This window comes from Chlorogloeopsis fritschii PCC 6912, assembly GCF_000317285.1.
In the GTDB taxonomy this organism is placed as follows: Bacteria; Cyanobacteriota; Cyanobacteriia; order Cyanobacteriales; family Nostocaceae; genus Chlorogloeopsis; species Chlorogloeopsis fritschii.
The window spans coordinates 66780-83066 of record NZ_AJLN01000084.1 but is presented as its reverse complement, the minus strand read 5'-3'; the positions used below and the strand labels follow the sequence as shown (position 1 = coordinate 83066).

The 16287-nt window shown below is 42.3% G+C and carries 12 protein-coding genes; 5 read left to right on the top strand and 7 right to left on the bottom strand.

Annotated elements, in window-relative coordinates; translation table 11 throughout:
- Nucleotides 1-31: 31 nt before the first annotated feature.
- On the bottom strand, nucleotides 32-883 hold the full coding sequence (locus tag UYC_RS0115905) for a hypothetical protein (protein WP_016872615.1): 852 nt from the start codon (nucleotides 881-883) through the stop codon (nucleotides 32-34).
- Between the two features lie 229 nt (nucleotides 884-1112).
- Here UYC_RS0115905 and mnmA point away from each other — a divergent pair, with 229 nt between their 5' ends.
- From mnmA to UYC_RS0115880, 4 genes are all read left to right on the top strand, one after another.
- Nucleotides 1113-2174 carry a tRNA 2-thiouridine(34) synthase MnmA gene (gene mnmA / locus UYC_RS0115900; RefSeq protein WP_016872616.1) on the top strand — a complete coding sequence of 354 codons (1062 nt, stop codon included), beginning with the start codon at nucleotides 1113-1115 and terminating at the stop codon, nucleotides 2172-2174.
- A gap of 202 nt (nucleotides 2175-2376) precedes the next feature.
- Nucleotides 2377-4812, top strand: coding sequence for a phenylalanine--tRNA ligase subunit beta (pheT, locus tag UYC_RS0115890; RefSeq protein WP_016872618.1), 2436 nt, complete (start codon nucleotides 2377-2379; stop codon nucleotides 4810-4812).
- 94 nt (nucleotides 4813-4906) lie between these two features.
- Nucleotides 4907-5176: a YciI family protein gene (locus UYC_RS0115885; protein ID WP_026087307.1), complete on the top strand. Its 270-nt coding sequence runs from the start codon at nucleotides 4907-4909 to the stop codon at nucleotides 5174-5176.
- A 273-nt stretch (nucleotides 5177-5449) separates the two neighbouring features.
- The gene (locus UYC_RS0115880; RefSeq protein WP_016872620.1) at nucleotides 5450-5863 is read left to right on the top strand and encodes a hypothetical protein; all 414 of its coding nucleotides are present in this window, start codon (nucleotides 5450-5452) and stop codon (nucleotides 5861-5863) included.
- 14 nt (nucleotides 5864-5877) lie between these two features.
- On the opposite strand, the gene UYC_RS0115875 is transcribed toward UYC_RS0115880, so the two are convergent.
- Nucleotides 5878-6651 carry a cobalt-precorrin-6A reductase gene (locus UYC_RS0115875; RefSeq protein ID WP_016872621.1) on the bottom strand — a complete coding sequence of 258 codons (774 nt, stop codon included), beginning with the start codon at nucleotides 6649-6651 and terminating at the stop codon, nucleotides 5878-5880.
- 38 nt (nucleotides 6652-6689) lie between these two features.
- Nucleotides 6690-6917, bottom strand: coding sequence for a hypothetical protein (locus UYC_RS0115870; RefSeq protein WP_016879568.1), 228 nt, complete (start codon nucleotides 6915-6917; stop codon nucleotides 6690-6692).
- A 486-nt stretch (nucleotides 6918-7403) separates the two neighbouring features.
- On the opposite strand from UYC_RS0115870, the gene UYC_RS0115865 reads away from it, so the two are divergent.
- The gene (locus UYC_RS0115865) at nucleotides 7404-9932 is read left to right on the top strand and encodes a mannose-1-phosphate guanyltransferase (protein ID WP_016872623.1); all 2529 of its coding nucleotides are present in this window, start codon (nucleotides 7404-7406) and stop codon (nucleotides 9930-9932) included.
- A gap of 270 nt (nucleotides 9933-10202) precedes the next feature.
- Here the strand turns inward: UYC_RS0115865 and UYC_RS0115860 are convergent, their stop codons facing one another.
- The 4 genes from UYC_RS0115860 to UYC_RS0115845 all read right to left on the bottom strand — a co-directional run bounded on the left by UYC_RS0115860 (nucleotide 10203) and on the right by UYC_RS0115845 (nucleotide 15690).
- On the bottom strand, nucleotides 10203-11075 hold the full coding sequence (locus UYC_RS0115860; RefSeq protein WP_016872624.1) for an S-methyl-5'-thioadenosine phosphorylase: 873 nt from the start codon (nucleotides 11073-11075) through the stop codon (nucleotides 10203-10205).
- A 178-nt stretch (nucleotides 11076-11253) separates the two neighbouring features.
- Complete coding sequence (locus tag UYC_RS0115855) at nucleotides 11254-11808, bottom strand: DUF1349 domain-containing protein (RefSeq protein WP_016872625.1); 555 nt, start codon at nucleotides 11806-11808, stop codon at nucleotides 11254-11256.
- 184 nt (nucleotides 11809-11992) lie between these two features.
- Nucleotides 11993-13027, bottom strand: a complete 1035-nt coding sequence (locus UYC_RS0115850; RefSeq protein WP_235082853.1) for a peptidoglycan-binding domain-containing protein — start codon at nucleotides 13025-13027, stop codon at nucleotides 11993-11995.
- A gap of 425 nt (nucleotides 13028-13452) precedes the next feature.
- Complete coding sequence (locus UYC_RS0115845) at nucleotides 13453-15690, bottom strand: sensor histidine kinase (protein WP_016872627.1); 2238 nt, start codon at nucleotides 15688-15690, stop codon at nucleotides 13453-13455.
- Nucleotides 15691-16287: the final 597 nt, after the last annotated feature.

The following is a 16287-nucleotide window of genomic DNA, read 5'->3' as shown; positions in this document are numbered from 1 at the left end:
TCCCAAACCCCAAAGCCAAAATCTCAATTTTCTATCTTCCGTAGTAAACCCTGGCATTACCAAATCCTAAACTTTGCAAATAGCGGCTCCATTGTTCCGCCTGCGTTCTGTCTTTAAAAGGGCCAACTGCTACGTGCGAACCACGCGGTTGGTTTCTAGTACTAATGGTTGGTCTTTGTACAATATTACTGCGAATTTGATTGGTAATAGAAGGTATATCTTGTGCACTGGCGGGAATGGCTACGTAGTAATATTTAGAATTTGCTGTTTGAGAATTTTTGATATTCAAGTTACTCGGAGTCTCCTGTCCGTTAGCAAAGCTAGCAATTCGTCCTTGATTTATACCAGAAGCTGCTAGTTGCTGGACGCGCTGTTGAGCGTTAGATGCTTTGTTAAATATACCGACTTGAATTACGGAGCGTCCTTGAAAGTTCCGCATATAGGCTGCGGGTTCAATCAGACGTATTTGTTGGAGGGTTTGAGGATTATTGCTATCTACGTAAACTAAGTAGCGCTCGAAATTTTGGCTATTCTGTCTACTTAAAGGAGAGGGCACAACTTGGTACTGCGGATATTCTTGACCGTGTATATACACTGGAGGAGAAGCGTTTTGTTGGAAAATAGAATAATTTCCATTGTTTATCTGCGGTGGCGGTAATGCTTGGTTAGTTGCTGGAACAAATGGCAGAGGCGGTTGTGGTGGTAATCCATCATAAACTGCTGGCTGTTGCGCCAATAATTCTCTTCTCATCGGAATTTGCGCTGCTGTAGGGAGAGAATGGAATATGTTTGCTAAAAAAGATCCCAACACAGCATGGAGAATTAAAGATGGTTGGGCAAAGCGATCAAATGCTATAAGTTGAATTAGTGATACATTCGACATATTAGCAAGCAAAAGTTGATAGAAAATTTTTTACAGAAACCAAGTTGTTGTCAAAATCCCCCCTTGAACCTGAAATCAATTTCAGGCTAAAGGCTGAAGTCTTTTATCAGTCGGGAATTTTAATTGCTGGTAATAGCACAGACACTTTTGTACGTAGTCAGTAAATTACCTGTCATAGTAATTACACAGTGTTAACTTATAAACTAGTCGCCTAGCAATATTTACTGAGATGAAAAAAGTCGTTGTTGGACTTTCTGGCGGCGTTGACAGTTCCACCGCTGCCGCAATTTTGCACAATCAAGGCTATGAAGTGATTGGTTTGACCCTTTGGCTGATGAAAGGCAAGGGTCAGTGTTGCTCTGAAGGTATGATTGATGCAGCTTTTATTTGTGAGCAGCTAGGCATTTCCCATCACGTTGTTGATATTCGAGAAGTCTTTCAAACAAATATCGTTGATTATCTCGTTAGCGGTTACAGTGCTGGCATCACGCCTTTACCTTGCTCGCAGTGCAATAAAACTGTGAAATTCGGGCCGATGTTGCAATATGCCCGCGAAAATTTAGGGTGCGATCGCATTGCTACTGGTCATTATGCCCGAATTCGTTATAGCGAAGAAACCAAACGTTACGAACTGTTGCGGGCTGTTGATCGCAATAAAGACCAGTCTTATTTTCTCTATGACTTGTCTCAGGATTTACTAGCTGGTTCTGTATTTCCTCTGGGTGAGATGCAAAAAAGCGAGACTCGCCGCATAGCTAGTGAATACAATCTCAAGACTGCTGATAAACCCGAAAGCCAAGATTTATGTTTAGTTGAAGCTAATGGCTCAATGCGACAATTCTTGGATAAATATCTGGCTCCCAAAACTGGTGATATCGTTGACACCGATGGCAAAGTTTTGGGACAGCATGATGGTGTCCACCATTACACGATTGGACAGCGTAAAGGTTTGGGGATCGCTGCTGCCGAACCGTTGTATGTGATTGCTTTAGATGCAGTTAACAACAAGGTGATTGTGGGCGATCGCACCAAGGCAACGCAGCCAGAATGTACGGTGCATCGGGTGAATTGGGTATCTATGGCTGAACCCACAAGCCCGATTCGTGCGGAAGTCCAAATTCGTTATCGTTCCCATCCCGTACCAGTAACGGTAATTCCTTTAGAGAACTCCCGCGTGCGGATTGTATTCGATGAACCTCAATTTAGCATCACCCCCGGACAAGCGGCGGTGTGGTATGAAGGGGAAAAAGTTTTAGGTGGCGGGATAATTGAGCAGTTTAGCGATTCTTGAATTGGCGGTTGAAGTATAACCCCGACTTTTCTAAGAAGTCAAATGTGAATTACTCTAAATTGGTGGCATTTTCAACTAATCCACTAGCGAGGGGGAGAATGGATGATATTGCTTGTTGTATTTGATGAGGAACTTCAGCGATTAGTTCTAGAATAGTCATTGCATTTGATTTCAGCTCTGATTTCGCACAAGCACACATTCCATGCGTATTTCTATTAAATGGCTGCGGGAACTAGTCGAGGTAAAACTTAGCCCGGAAGATTTAGCAGAAACTCTGACAATGGCGGGGTTTGAAGTAGAAGATATTGAAGATCGCCGCACTTGGGCAGATGGTGTTGTTGTGGGAAGAGTGCTTGAGCGCCAACCCCACCCCAATGCTGATAAATTAAGTGTTTGCCAAGTTGATATCGGTACAGGCGAGACTTTAAATATAGTCTGCGGTGCTCCCAACGTTCGGGCAGATATTTATGTACCAGTGGCAACTGTAGGCACTTACCTACCAAACATCGATTTAAAAATTAAACCTGCAAAACTGCGTGGTGTGCCGTCGAATGGCATGATTTGTTCTTTAAAAGAACTGGGTTTGCCTAGCGATGTAGACGGAATTCATATTTTTACCCAGGAAAATTTACAACTGGGTAGTGATGTGCGATCGCTGTTGGGTTTAGATGATGTGATTTTAGATGTGACTGCTACTGCTAACCGCGCTGATGCTTTGAGTATGGTGGGCATTGCACGAGAAGTAGCAGCCCTCACAGGTGCAAAACTGACTATTCCCGAACCTGGTGAAGTATCGGTTCCCCAAGGGGCGGGAAATTTAGCAATTAAAATAGCTGATACGCAAGCTTGCCCTGCTTATATTGGTACAGTAATTGAACAAGTCAAAATTGCTCCTTCTCCGGAGTGGCTGCAACAGCGGTTACGGGCTGCGGGAGTACGACCGATTAACAATGTAGTAGATATTACTAACTACGTACTATTGGAATGGGGACAACCACTGCACGCCTTTGATAGCGATCGCTTACAATCAATCGCTGGAGGCGAAAAATTAACTATTGGTGTCCGCTTTGCCAATGCAGGAGAATCCCTGAAAACCCTAGACGGACAAACTCGCACCCTCTCCACCCAAAATTTATTAATTACTGCCAACGATAAACCCGTTGCTTTGGCAGGAGTAATGGGCGGAGAAGAAACTGAAGTCCATGAAGGTACGCAAAACCTAGTATTAGAAGCTGCACTATTTGATTCCGTAGCCATTCGCCGTTCTTCCCGGAGTGCAGGATTAAGAAGCGAGTCTTCATCTCGATACGAACGTGGTGTAAATAGCGCTGGATTAGAAATAGCTACACGCCGCGCCTTATTTCTGATGACGGAACTGGCTTTTGGAAAGCTTGTGACTCAGGAAATAGCCGATACCCGCCCCGATCCATCGACTTGGACACGTTCGATAGAATTGCGTTTAGATCGAGTGAATCAGGTGTTGGGGCCTATTGATTTAGGAGAAAAAAACGGAGAATTACAAAGCGAGGATGTGGAGCGCATCCTCACTGCACTCTCGTGCCAGCTCACTCCTATGGAAGAGCGCACTTGGATGGTAACAGTACCGCCCTATCGTTATCGGGATTTAGAACGGGAAATTGATTTGATTGAAGAAATCGCCCGCCTCTACGGTTACGATCGCTTCTGTGATACTCTGCCAGAAAAGTCAGAAGCAGGATATTTACCTTTTGAACAAGAAATGTTGCGCAAATTACGCGCTGCCTTTCGAGCCAAAGGTTTGACAGAATTAATGCACTACTCCTTGGTAAAACCGGGAGAAGATAGACAAATAGTGCTAGCAAACCCTTTATTTGTTGAATATTCAGCGTTAAGAACCGATTTAATTTCCGGGTTGATAGATGCTTTTCAATACAATTTAGAGCAAGGAAACGGTTCTCTAAATGGTTTTGAAATTGGGCGTATTTTTTGGCAAGAAGAAAATGGGTTGCAAGAGGCAGACGCCATAGCCGGAATTATGGGAGGTGATCCTGCATCCAGCAAATGGATTAGAAGCGGGCGCGAACAACCCATGACATGGTTTGAAGCCAAAGGCATACTCGAAAGCGTATTTCAACTCATGGGCTTGCAGGTGGAATATCAACCCGATTGCCGCGATCGCCGCTTACACCCAGGGCGTACCGCTTCCCTATGGCTTAGAGGCTCTAGACTCGGTGTGTTTGGACAACTGCATCCTCAATTACAGCGAGAAAAAAACTTACCAGAAGCAATTTATATCTTCCAGTTGGATATAAATGTGTTGTTGGATGCACTGGATCAAGATGATATTCTTGTTCCCACTTTCAAGCCTTATTCCACTTATCCCGCTACTGACAGAGACATTGCCTTTTTCGCACCAGTGAAAGTGACAGTAGCAGAGATTGAAAAAGTTATTACCAAAGTTGCTAAAGGTTTGCTAGAGTCTGTGGAATTGTTTGATGAATATCGCGGCGAGCACGTTCCTCAAGGGCAACGAAGTTTAGCATTCCGCTTAATCTATCGAGCAAGCGATCGCACTCTCACTGATGCAGAAGTAGAACCCGTGCATCAAAAAGTCCGCGATACGCTAGTCGAGAAATTTGGCGTTTCTTTGAGAAGTTAATCAGAATGCTAATAGCTAATAGTTAATAGTTAATTGTTCGTTGCTATTAATCATTAGCCATTAGCCATTAACCATTAACCATTAACCATTAACCATGCCAAAATACATAATGTGGGGAACTTACTGCGCAGATGTAGTTGAAAAACGTGCTCCTTATCGCCAAGCACATTTAGATGGATTGGCAAAACAGAAAGAATCTGGTGTATTAATTACTATTGGCCCCACCCAAGATTTAACTAAAGTTTTTGGCATTTACGAAGCTCCAGACGAAGATACAGTGCGCCAATTAGTAGAAAATGATCCCTACTGGAAAAACGGTGTTTGGACTGAATACACAATCAAAGAGTGGATTCAGGCTTTTTGATGAGTCTGAAACCTAAACACCAAAGCAATAGAGGGAATGCACTTTTGCTCATCCATTAGACATAATTGGAACTTTTGAGCGATTCCAGATTCTAAAAATCAGGCTATGTGTTTAGCCCAAATGGGTGATGGCATAATAGCATACTACAAGTAATATAGAGTAGTATCACTCAGGAAACTTTGCTGTTACCTTTGTAAAACCGTAGGACAAAGCAACATAGTTTCAACATTGACTGTCCTCTGATTGGGTAAATTAGTTGAGGAACGTACATCTATGAATAAGATTTTCAAACGCGCACTCATACCTAACCTGATGGCTGCCAGCTTAATGGGTGTTAGCTTATTTCCCGCTCAACCTGCATCTGCTGATGAATACATCCTACAAGATACCGCGATCGGAGCCGGTGCTGGTATTGTATCTGGTGCGATTAGAGGGCGTGGTAATGTAATCAGAAATGCCGCCAAAGGCGCGGCTGCTGGTGCTGCTGTCAATGCAGTTCATGGTACTAGACGCCAACCTAAAAACCGCCAATACCGTAATATTGGTCAAGATATCGGTGTAGGGGCGGCTGCTGGTGCTGCTGCTGGTGCAATTCTTAACGGAGGTAGAGACACTGCTGGTAGTGCAGTAGATGGTGCAGCAGCTGGTGCAGCTATCAATATCCTTACCAATGGAAAAAGAAGGTAATTACGATTACTGTCTCAAGTACAAAGTACGTGCTTACAGCAAAACTCTAATGCCACTGCTAAATCGCTAGTTTGCTGCGGATAAGTAATCTCCGGGCGATTAATCACTACTAACGACACACCTAACTCTGCTGCAACTTTTTGCTTGACGTCCTCTCCTCCTGCTTTTCCTGACGATTTAGTGACAACTAGAGAAATGTTCCACTGTCGCCATAGTGCCTTTTCTAAATCTATTGAGATGGGAGGACGCAAGCAAATTATTCGATCTGGTGTAAATCCTGCCTTGAAAGCTGCTTCTAAGGCTGTCCCAGAAGGAAGTAGCCTTGCAAACAAAGCTGCTTTGCCCTGCCAAGGTTGAAATAGATGCAATTGCCTATAGCCTACAGTCAATAACACTCGTTGATTTTCTAAGTAATTTCCACATATTAAAGTATTAAAGCTATCTAAATAAATATTTCCCCTTCCCTCCCCCTCTTCCAAAACCGGGCGTTCGTAGCGTAAGTAGGGGATTTGTAATTTTTGACAAACAGCGATCGCACCTTGAGATATTTCTACCGCATAAGGATGGGATGCATCCAAAACAGCGGTAATTTGTTGTTGATACAAAAATTCATCAAAGTTTGTAAAATTTAAATGCCCTACCCAAACTTGCAAAGTCGCTACATTTGGGTAGAGCAAACGTGCTGCTTCTGTGGTGACAGAAACAACACAGTGAATTTGAGAGTGGGCGATCGCTTTTGCCAATACAGCACTTTCGGCAGTCCCACCAATTAACCAAACTCGCCTCACTGTTCCACTCTCATAATTAAAAGTTGTCAATTAACCTTTTAACCTTTGAGAGCCTTTCTAAAGTTTTGACGATAGGATTTATTACTAATATACAAAGCAGGCCACAGTAAGGATAAACTCAGGCGATTGCTAAGGCTTTGGTTGAAATTAGTTTTTCTAAATCCACTCCAGAACTTCCACACGCCAGCTGCGTAACCCACTATCAATACGATACCTATTAAATCTCCCATTCCAATTAACTCCACAAAAAAATTTGAGTTAAGCATTCCCACACTACTGTGGTATTCCATCACCAAAATAAACAAGACATAGCCGAACACCGTAGTTTGGCATTTCAGTGAATTTATAAACCTCTATACCCCAGTTTAAATCAGCCTTCCCTGGAGTAGCGAGGGGAGAGGGAGAAGTAGGGGAGGCAGCCGCATGGGGCGGGTTTACCGACTTGTGCGGACTGCCGTGCAGTGCCTTGGGAGTGCCCTAGAGAGTGGGTGAGTGGGGGAGTGGGAGTTAGAAAATTAAAAATGCAACCGAGCAAAATTTTTAATTTTTACTTTTTAATTTTTAATTGATCTGTCCCCTTATCCCCTACCAGACAAGCTACTGTGGAGAGTAGTTTTACTTACGTCTTCCTAGATGCTTCTTGTGGAAGTTCCTCAAATTTCAACATCCGTAGGAGACTAAAGAAAGGAGAAAAAATTTATCTGAATTTGTCTTAACGCAGCAAGTGGAGCAAATAGCTTAAGGAGGATTGTATGCGAGCAGTACTGATGGCAGGAGGATCGGGAACGCGACTTCGTCCGCTAACTTGCGATCTCCCGAAACCGATGGTACCCATTCTAAACCGACCGATTGCCGAACATATTATCAATCTTCTCAAACGACATGAAATTACAGAAGTAATTGCCACACTGCATTATTTACCTGATGCTTTGCGGGATTATTTTCAAGACGGTAATGATTTTGGCGTACAAATTACTTACGCTGTAGAAGAAGATCAGCCTTTGGGTACTGCTGGCTGCGTAAAAAATATTGCCGAACTTTTGGATGAAACATTTTTAGTAATTAGTGGAGATAGCATCACAGATTTTGATCTGAGTGCAGCAATTGAATTTCACAAACAAAAAAAATCAAAAGCAACTCTGATTTTAACCCGCGTTCCCAATCCAATTGAATTTGGGGTCGTGATTACTGATGAGGAAGATAGAATTGGTCGATTTTTGGAAAAGCCTTCTACTAGCGAAATATTTTCTGATACTGTTAACACCGGCGCTTATATTCTAGAACCAGAAGTTTTAGAGTACTTACCAGCTAATCAAGAATCTGACTTCTCTAAAGATTTATTTCCGTTACTGCTAGAAAAAGGCGAGCCAATGTATGGTTACATCGCTAAAGGCTACTGGTGCGATGTTGGTCATTTAGATGCCTATCGAGATGCTCAATATGATGCATTAGATCGCAAAGTAAAGCTTGACTTTCCTTATCAGGAAATTTCTCCAGGTTTATGGGTTGGTCAAAATACTTACATAGATCCCTCTGCTGTAATTGAAACTCCTACCATTATTGGCGACAATTGTCGCATCGGTGCCAGAGTTAATATTGAAGCAGGAACCGTAATTGGAGATAATGTCACCATCGGCGCTGATGCTAATCTCAAACGCCCGATTGTTTGGAATGGAGCAATTATAGGCGATGAGGCACATTTGTCGGCTTGTGTGATTTCTCGTGGTACCCGTGTAGATCGTCGCGCTCATGTATTAGAAGCTGCTGTAGTCGGTTCACTTTCAACCGTAGGAGAAGAAGCCCAAATTAGTCCCGGCGTAAGGGTTTGGCCAAGTAAAAAGATTGAATCGGGGGCGATTCTAAATATTAACTTAATTTGGGGTAACACCGCTCAACGCAACTTGTTTGGACAACGGGGTGTACAAGGGTTGGCAAATATTGATATTACCCCAGAATTTGCGGTGAAGTTGGGCGCTGCTTATGGTTCCACTTTGAAACCCGGTTCTAAAGTCACAGTTTCGCGCGATCAACGAAATATCTCTCGGATGGTTACCCGATCGCTAATTGCCGGTTTGATGTCTGTGGGTGTTAATATCCAAAACCTGGATGCTACAGCTATCCCCATAGCACGTACAGTTATACCAACGATGGGAGTAGCTGGCGGTATCCACGTGCGAGTACATCCCGATCGCCCAGATTACATTTTGATCGAATTTTTGGATGCTAAGGGCATTAATATTTCCAAAGCCCAAGAAAAGAAAATTGAAGGAGCTTACTTCAAAGAAGATATGCGGCGATCGCTAATTCATGAAATTGGTGATGTTGCCTATCCCAGCCAAGTCGTTGACATTTATTGCACTGCCTTTGAAAAGCTGTTACACATAGATACACTTCGTAATAGCCGAGCAAAAGTAGTAATAGACTACGTTTACGCCGTCTCTGGTGCCGTGCTACCGCAAATGTTAGATAAGTATGGGGCAGATGCGGTGGTACTCAATGCTAGTCTCAATAAAACTGCAGTCTCTACTACAGATCGCGAAGCACTACTAGCACAATTGGGTCAAGTGGTGGAGGCATTAAAGGCTAACTTTGGTGTTCAAGTATCGGCAAACGGCGAACAACTGATTTTAGTTGATGAATCTGGCATCCCGATTCGCGGCGAAATGCTAACAGCACTAATGGTAGACATGATGTTAACCTCTAATCCCAGAGGAACAGTAGTTGTACCCGTACACGCATCTAGTGCTGTAGAACAAATTGCCCGTCGCCACGATGGCAGAGTGATTCGCACCAAAGCCAACCCTACAGCATTGATGGAAACCAGTTATAAAACTACGAATGTAGTTTTGGGAGGTAGTGCAGACACAGGTTTCATTTTCCCGCAACTGCATCCAGGGTTTGACTCAATGTTCTGCATTGCCAAGATTATTGAAATGCTGACAATTCAAGAGCGATCGCTTGCTTCTGTGCGATCGGAGTTACCACGTGTGATTCACAAATCTCACACAATTCGTTGCCCTTGGACAGCCAAAGGAGCACTGATGCGCTACTTAGTGGAAACTCATCCCGCCCAAAGCCTAGAATTAATAGATGGGGTAAAAATCTGTCAACCTCACGATGACAGTTGGGTGCTAGTCTTACCAGATGCTAGCGAACCACTCGTACATTTGTACGCCAACAGTCACGATCGCGATTGGGTGGATGAGACTTTGAGACAGTATCGTACCCGTGTTCAAGTGTTTGTGGAAAAAGAACAGGAAGAGTTGGTGGCAGAAGTGTAAGTAGGGAAAAGGGAAAAGGGGACAAGGAGGTGAGGGAGGCGAGGAAGTGTAAGAGTAAATTCTTCCCCATCTTCCCTATTTCTTCCTCCCCCGCTCTCCCACTCCTGTTGTGTAACCTATAACCTTTTCCCTATCAATGCTCGCTTTCTTCGGTTTAGTAATGTGCTTGAGTATACTAAGGACTTTAATAACTCATTGGCACGATTACGCATATCAAAAATACCTGAAGTGGCGTATCTTGGCGGATTGCCTTTGACGACACGCTACTAATTAAATATACTTCTTCAATATCAGCCCTAACTTCTCCTTTGTTGCCGCCGGAACTTTATCTAACGGCGTCAAAATTGCATACTTCAAAGCTGAATGAGCTGTACTAGGGGGTGGATTTTCACTCAGACGCCGCACGGTTTCTTGAATTACTTTTTGTGCATTTACGGCATTACGCTGTAAATTACTTACTACCATATCTACTGTCACACTGTCATGATCGGAATGCCAGCAATCATAATCTGTTGCTAGGGCTAAGGTTGCATAGGCAATTTCTGCCTCCCGTGCTAGTTTTGCCTCTGGTAAATTCGTCATCCCGATTACCGTTGCACCCCAACTGCGGTAAAGATTTGATTCTGCCTTAGTAGAAAATGCTGGCCCTTCCATGCACACATAGGTACCGCCTTGATGTAGACTAACATTTGGTAAGTTGAGGGAAGCGATCGCATCTGCTAACACCCCTGCCAAATTCCGGCAAATTGGATCGCCAAAAGCGATGTGAGCAACAATTCCTTCTCCAAAAAATGTAGATACCCGATTTTTAGTTCTATCAATAAATTGATCGGGAACCACCATATCCAGAGGTTTTACTTCTTCTTTCAAGGAACCAACCGCACTCGCCGATATTAAATACTCCACACCCAATTGCTTCATCGCATAGATATTAGCGCGAAATGGCAACTCCGAAGGCAAAAGCGTATGATTGCGGTTATGACGTGCTAAAAAAGCTACACGTGTTCCCTCCAAAGTTCCCATAATTAAAGCATCAGACGGGTAACCAAAAGGTGTCTGAATTTGCACCTCTTCTACATCTTTGAGGGCATCCATCTTATATAAGCCGCTGCCACCAATGATTCCAATTTGAGCTTCAGCCATTATTTGTAACCTCTAGCTTCCTGCAATGCCAAGTTATTGTACTGGTAAATGCGTGCATAACTAAATTGCTGGCAGGTTTGTTGGCGTTTTTATTGAAAATAAAGTGCGATTCAGACACCTATGTGATTTCCTCAAACAAAAAAGCGGGAAAATCCCACACCAAAACATGAAAATCTCTTTACCTATCCCCTTTCATTGCTTCAATCTGAAAATTTTGAAACGTTATCTGACAGCCTTCGTTTTCTGGAGATGCGCACACCAGCCCTACCTGCACTGTTTCTTTCTCAGTTAGGTATGCAGTCGTGAGAGTGGTGTAACTTTCACCATCAATAGAATATTGCACTTCTATGCTGCTACCTCCGCGCTGTAAACACAACCACAACGAAGGAGGCTTGTCTAATAATGGCACAACTGTCCAGTCGGATTGCTCATTTGTGATCACTGTACTCACAAAATGCATCCCGTCTACAAATTCAATGCTAGATTTAAACCAAGTTCTCTCATCGACTCGAATCATGAGTCCTGCTTGTCCGTAGATATTCTCATACTGATTGATAATTTTGACTCGCGCAGTAAAATCTCCCTTGACTTCTTGATAGTAGAAGTTGCCATTGTCGCGAATATAGCCACAATCAACTCTACGCCAAAAATCTGTTTTAGCTCCAGACGTTACAACAATCAAGTCTTCTTGATGCTCCCAATTAGGCGGCTCATTATACCATCGCATCAGCATAATCAGATCCTCGGTTAAATTGCGCAAAATTGACTCTTTATTTTTACTTTACAAGTAGTATATTCATTTAGAAAAAGTAGCAGTGATAAAACTTCACCCAACTGGGTGATTGGGATGTTTCTGTTACAAAAGCGAAATCTCGTTTATGTTCTCTACATAAACGAGTCTTAAACTCAGGCTTTTACTAAAACCGTTCTACGCGGGCATCAAAACCGAGTTCACGTAAATATTGAGAATGCTGTTCTGCTTCAGAGCGATCGCGAAATGCTCCGGCATTTACGTAATTTCCTAATCTAGATTTAGCTGCAAAAGCTTTGGGGAGGTAATTACGCACTCTAGGAAGAGTATCAGCTCGACGAATTGGAACAACTACGACATAGCGATTTACCGCCGCGGGCTTCGCAGGATTTTGAATTGCAGTAAGATTGTCTGTGCTCAATCCCAATCTTTGCCAAGTTGAAAAATCTACATTTCCAGTTGGATACATCCCAGCATCTCGTTGGAATTGCGCTACAGCATTTCTGGTTGTGGCACCGTAATAACCTGTGATCTGATCTGTAAAAAATCCTAGTTCGCGCAAACGTTGCTGCACAGTTGACACTCGCGAACTGTTCTCGCCCAAACAGATATAACCGCTATTTCTCGAACAACGAGGGTTTGAACTTCCCGTGGCTCCAGATAGTTTTGCTAAGGTTTGAGCGTCGGCAATGCCACTAGGTGTGAGTTGGTTATCTCGTTGGAAAAGAACTACAGCTTCTGTAGTTACAGTACCAAAATAACCAGTGGGATTTCCCCGAAAATAGCCTAATTGTTGTAATTTTCTCTGTAATTCTGACACCTCTGGCCCGGCATCCCCTTCATTGAGATTATAGGGAAAGCGATCGCCATTACTACTGAAATCATAGCTTTGATATGACTGTTCATTCTGACACGCAATTTGTAAGGCTTGTTGAGTTTGCGAGCCTACTTTGCCGGTTGTGCCTATGTTATTAGCTCGCTGAAATTCTTTGACAGCTTCTTCAGTCAACCCACCAAATTTACCGTTGATCGGCCCTTGAAAGTATCCTAATCTTTGTAAACATCTTTGAAGATTAGTAACGTCAGAACTGCTATCTCCTCGTTGCAGTGCTAATACTTGTCCGGTGTTTAAAACTGTTAAGGTGACTGCCAAAGATAAAAGCTGTGCCATTCCACCGTTAAAATATTTATTTTTAGGCACTTTGGTTATAAATTTACAGTTAAATTGGGTTTTAGATGTTTGGTATACAAAATTAAAATGTAAAGAACTAATATTTCCCATAAATAGCTAATTACTAGTTGCTTTGGTTGTTTTCAGTCTGAGATCTGACTGTCAAATTACATTATCCTATGTATAAATACATATTTAATCTTAATTCTAGTTGCCTACTTACAGTCAAGTCTAGAAATTACACCGCAGTTAACAGTATATTTACGAAATATTAATTAGAGGTAAAGTTAAATAATTAAATTATGTTTAGAACTTGAGCCACTTAAGTCGTGTTCGGTGAAAAACTTAAAGGCGGCAGGGGAGCAGGGGGGAAAGAAGATTTTGCAGTGTTTGCACAGATGCACTGAATTAGAATTGATGAGGCGAACTTGATATAAAAACTTGCTAATAATTATTTATGATCCTGAAATTTCTCTGGGTAAAATCAGGGTGAAGGTAGTAAAAGCTGCTTTACTTTCTACACAAATTGAGGCTTTTAAATGTTTGACTAACTTCTGTACTAATGCCAATCCCATCCCTGTACCTGTGTGTTGCCACGGATCGTTGTGAGGAATGCGATAAAACGGATCGAAAATCCGTGAGAGTTGATTGGTTGCGATTTCAATGCCATAATTAGTGACCCTAATCTGCACACTTTCTGCTGTGGCAGAAGCAGCAATAGTTATGGAACCACCAGCAGGTGTATATTTACAGGCGTTATTTATAAGTTCTGTGATAATACGTTCTAGATCGGTAATATCTGTTTCTAGACAAGGAAGTTCACTAGCTATATCTAAAATTAAGTGCTGTTCGCGACAGGCGGTGAGTTCTCGAAAAGATTCAACAATCGGAGGAAGCCAAGATTGCAAGTCGATCGCTATTAAAGTTAGAGGTTCGATTTCGGCTTCTAGATACGTAAGCGTTAGCAGATCATTAATTAATTTGCTTTCGCGCCCGCATTCACTCTGGAGAATCTGCAAAAGCTGTGATACTAGCTCTATGTCCAATATTTTTTCTTGTTTAATGACACTATCAAGTGTCTGAACAGCAAGGCAAATACTTGTAATTGGTGTTCGCAGTTCATGAGAAAGAGTTCTCAGGAATTCGTGTTTGAGGTTTTCGAGTTTTTCTACTTCTGTTACCCGTGTCGTGGCTTGTTGGCAAAGACGAGATTGACAAATAGCGATCGCACATTGATTTGCGATCTGCTGCACTAGATTGACTTCCCATTCCGCAAACTCTTTTTCTGTTGCCCTAGTCAGCCAGATATTTCCCATCACTCCTTGCCCATCAAAAATTGGACAAGCCAGCTGTGTGACTACAACTAACCTGGGATTCCAATCCCGGATAATTTTCTCGAATTGCAAGGGTTGTTTTTGCAAGAGTGGCTGATACAGTTCTGGAAAGTCTTCAATTACTCTAATTGCTCCCTGGCAAAGAGGAGGAGTAGTTGTGTATTCGTAAGCAACAGTAGTAAGGGTGTAGGTGGTGTTGTACAGTTCGATTTGGCATCGCTCAACTTGTAATATTCGTCCCAATTCCTCAGTCGCTGTTTTTAAAATTCTGTCTATGTCTAGATTGTCACGGATTTGTTCGCTCAGACGTTGCATTAAGCTTTGCACTTGGAGAGTTTGCTGTTGCAATCTCAGTTGGGCTTGCAGAGTTTGTACCTGCTGATGTAGTTTTGCTTGTTGGGTGGCAATTCCAATTTGAGTCGCTAATTGCTCTAGCAAATCGATTTCTGTTTGCTGCCATTGTCGTGGCTCCCAGCAGTGCTGGGCAATTAATAGCCCCCATAAATCTTGCTGAAACACAATTGGCACTACCAAATTAGCTCTCACCTGCAAAGAAGCCAAAATATCTATTTGACAGGGGTGTAATCCTGCTGCATGAATGTCTTCCACAATTTGAATACAACCACGCTTGTAACGTTCTAAGTGTCTTTCGGTAAAGCAGCTGGCTGGAATATTTGTTCCCAACAGTGGACTACCAAGGGCAATAGTTGATTCTGCAACTATGACTCCATTACCATTAGTCTGGAAGCGATAAATTAACACGCGATCGCTAATCAAAAATCGTCGCAGTTCCACAACTGTCTGATTGAGGATCGCATCCAAATCCAAAGATGCGCGAATTCTTTGGGCAATGTTTCCTAATAGCTTTTCTCTTTCGGCTTGACGGTTGAGTGCTTCTTCTGCCCGCTTGCGATCGCTAATATTAGTACTAGTGCCAATCAAGCGGTAAATACGTGAACTTCCATCCGATAATGGAGTTAAAGTTGTACTCCACCATGTGGAAATTCCTTGAAATTTTAAGCATTCTTCATAGGAAATAGTTTTACCAAAACGTATACACTCTGCATAATGCTGACGCACCTTCGCTGCATCTGCTGGTGAAAACACCTCTTCTGGTGTTTTACCTTGTAGCTCCTCTGAACTCATACCGATCCAGCGCTCATGAATTGGATTGATTCCTAGATACCGAAAGTTACCATCCTCTAGAACATCAACCACAAATATAGATGCCTGCACAAAATTGTAGATGCTGCAAAAAAACTGTTGATTATTCTGATTTTCTATATCCGTATTGACTTGAAAATAGTGACAAGACGGCTGTGCCAAATCTAAGATAGATTCAGATGGATTGATATTCATGCGAGAGTCCCTGGTTATGGTAGCTGAGTCTACTAGGCGCTCTCTCATACATATATAAGTTGTGGTAGATACTTTTCAGCGCCTATGGCAAAGTATTTTGAGCGTTTATTGATGCTTATTTGAATAATGTGCTACTTCTAGTTTGAAAAGCTAGAAAAGCCCATAGGATTAAGCTTAATCAGTCCTGCTAGTTGGAAACTAACATATATTTGCAGCTAGGTAAAAATACTATGTCAGTGATTTTTAATATTTTCCTAAAATCTTTGCACAAAAAATTATAAAAATCTGATAACGTAGATAAAATTTATAAATCTTCATAATTTGAATGAATTTAGGACACTAAAGAGTTGATGTGAGACTGTTTTCCTACATAGCATTCCCAGTCAAGGAATTAAACGTAGAAATTGTCACCACTATCGTGTAGATGCGTAGATGTCCGGAGTGCAGCTTCAAGGAAAAGTAGGCTACTTTTCTTAGAGTACAGAACTAGGTGCAGTAAAGCAATTACCTTTAGATGCTAGAGAAAGCAATTCAAAGAAAACATTTCATCACCAAGCATCAAAAAGGTTTCTTTCCCTACACCCCATACCCCTCTTT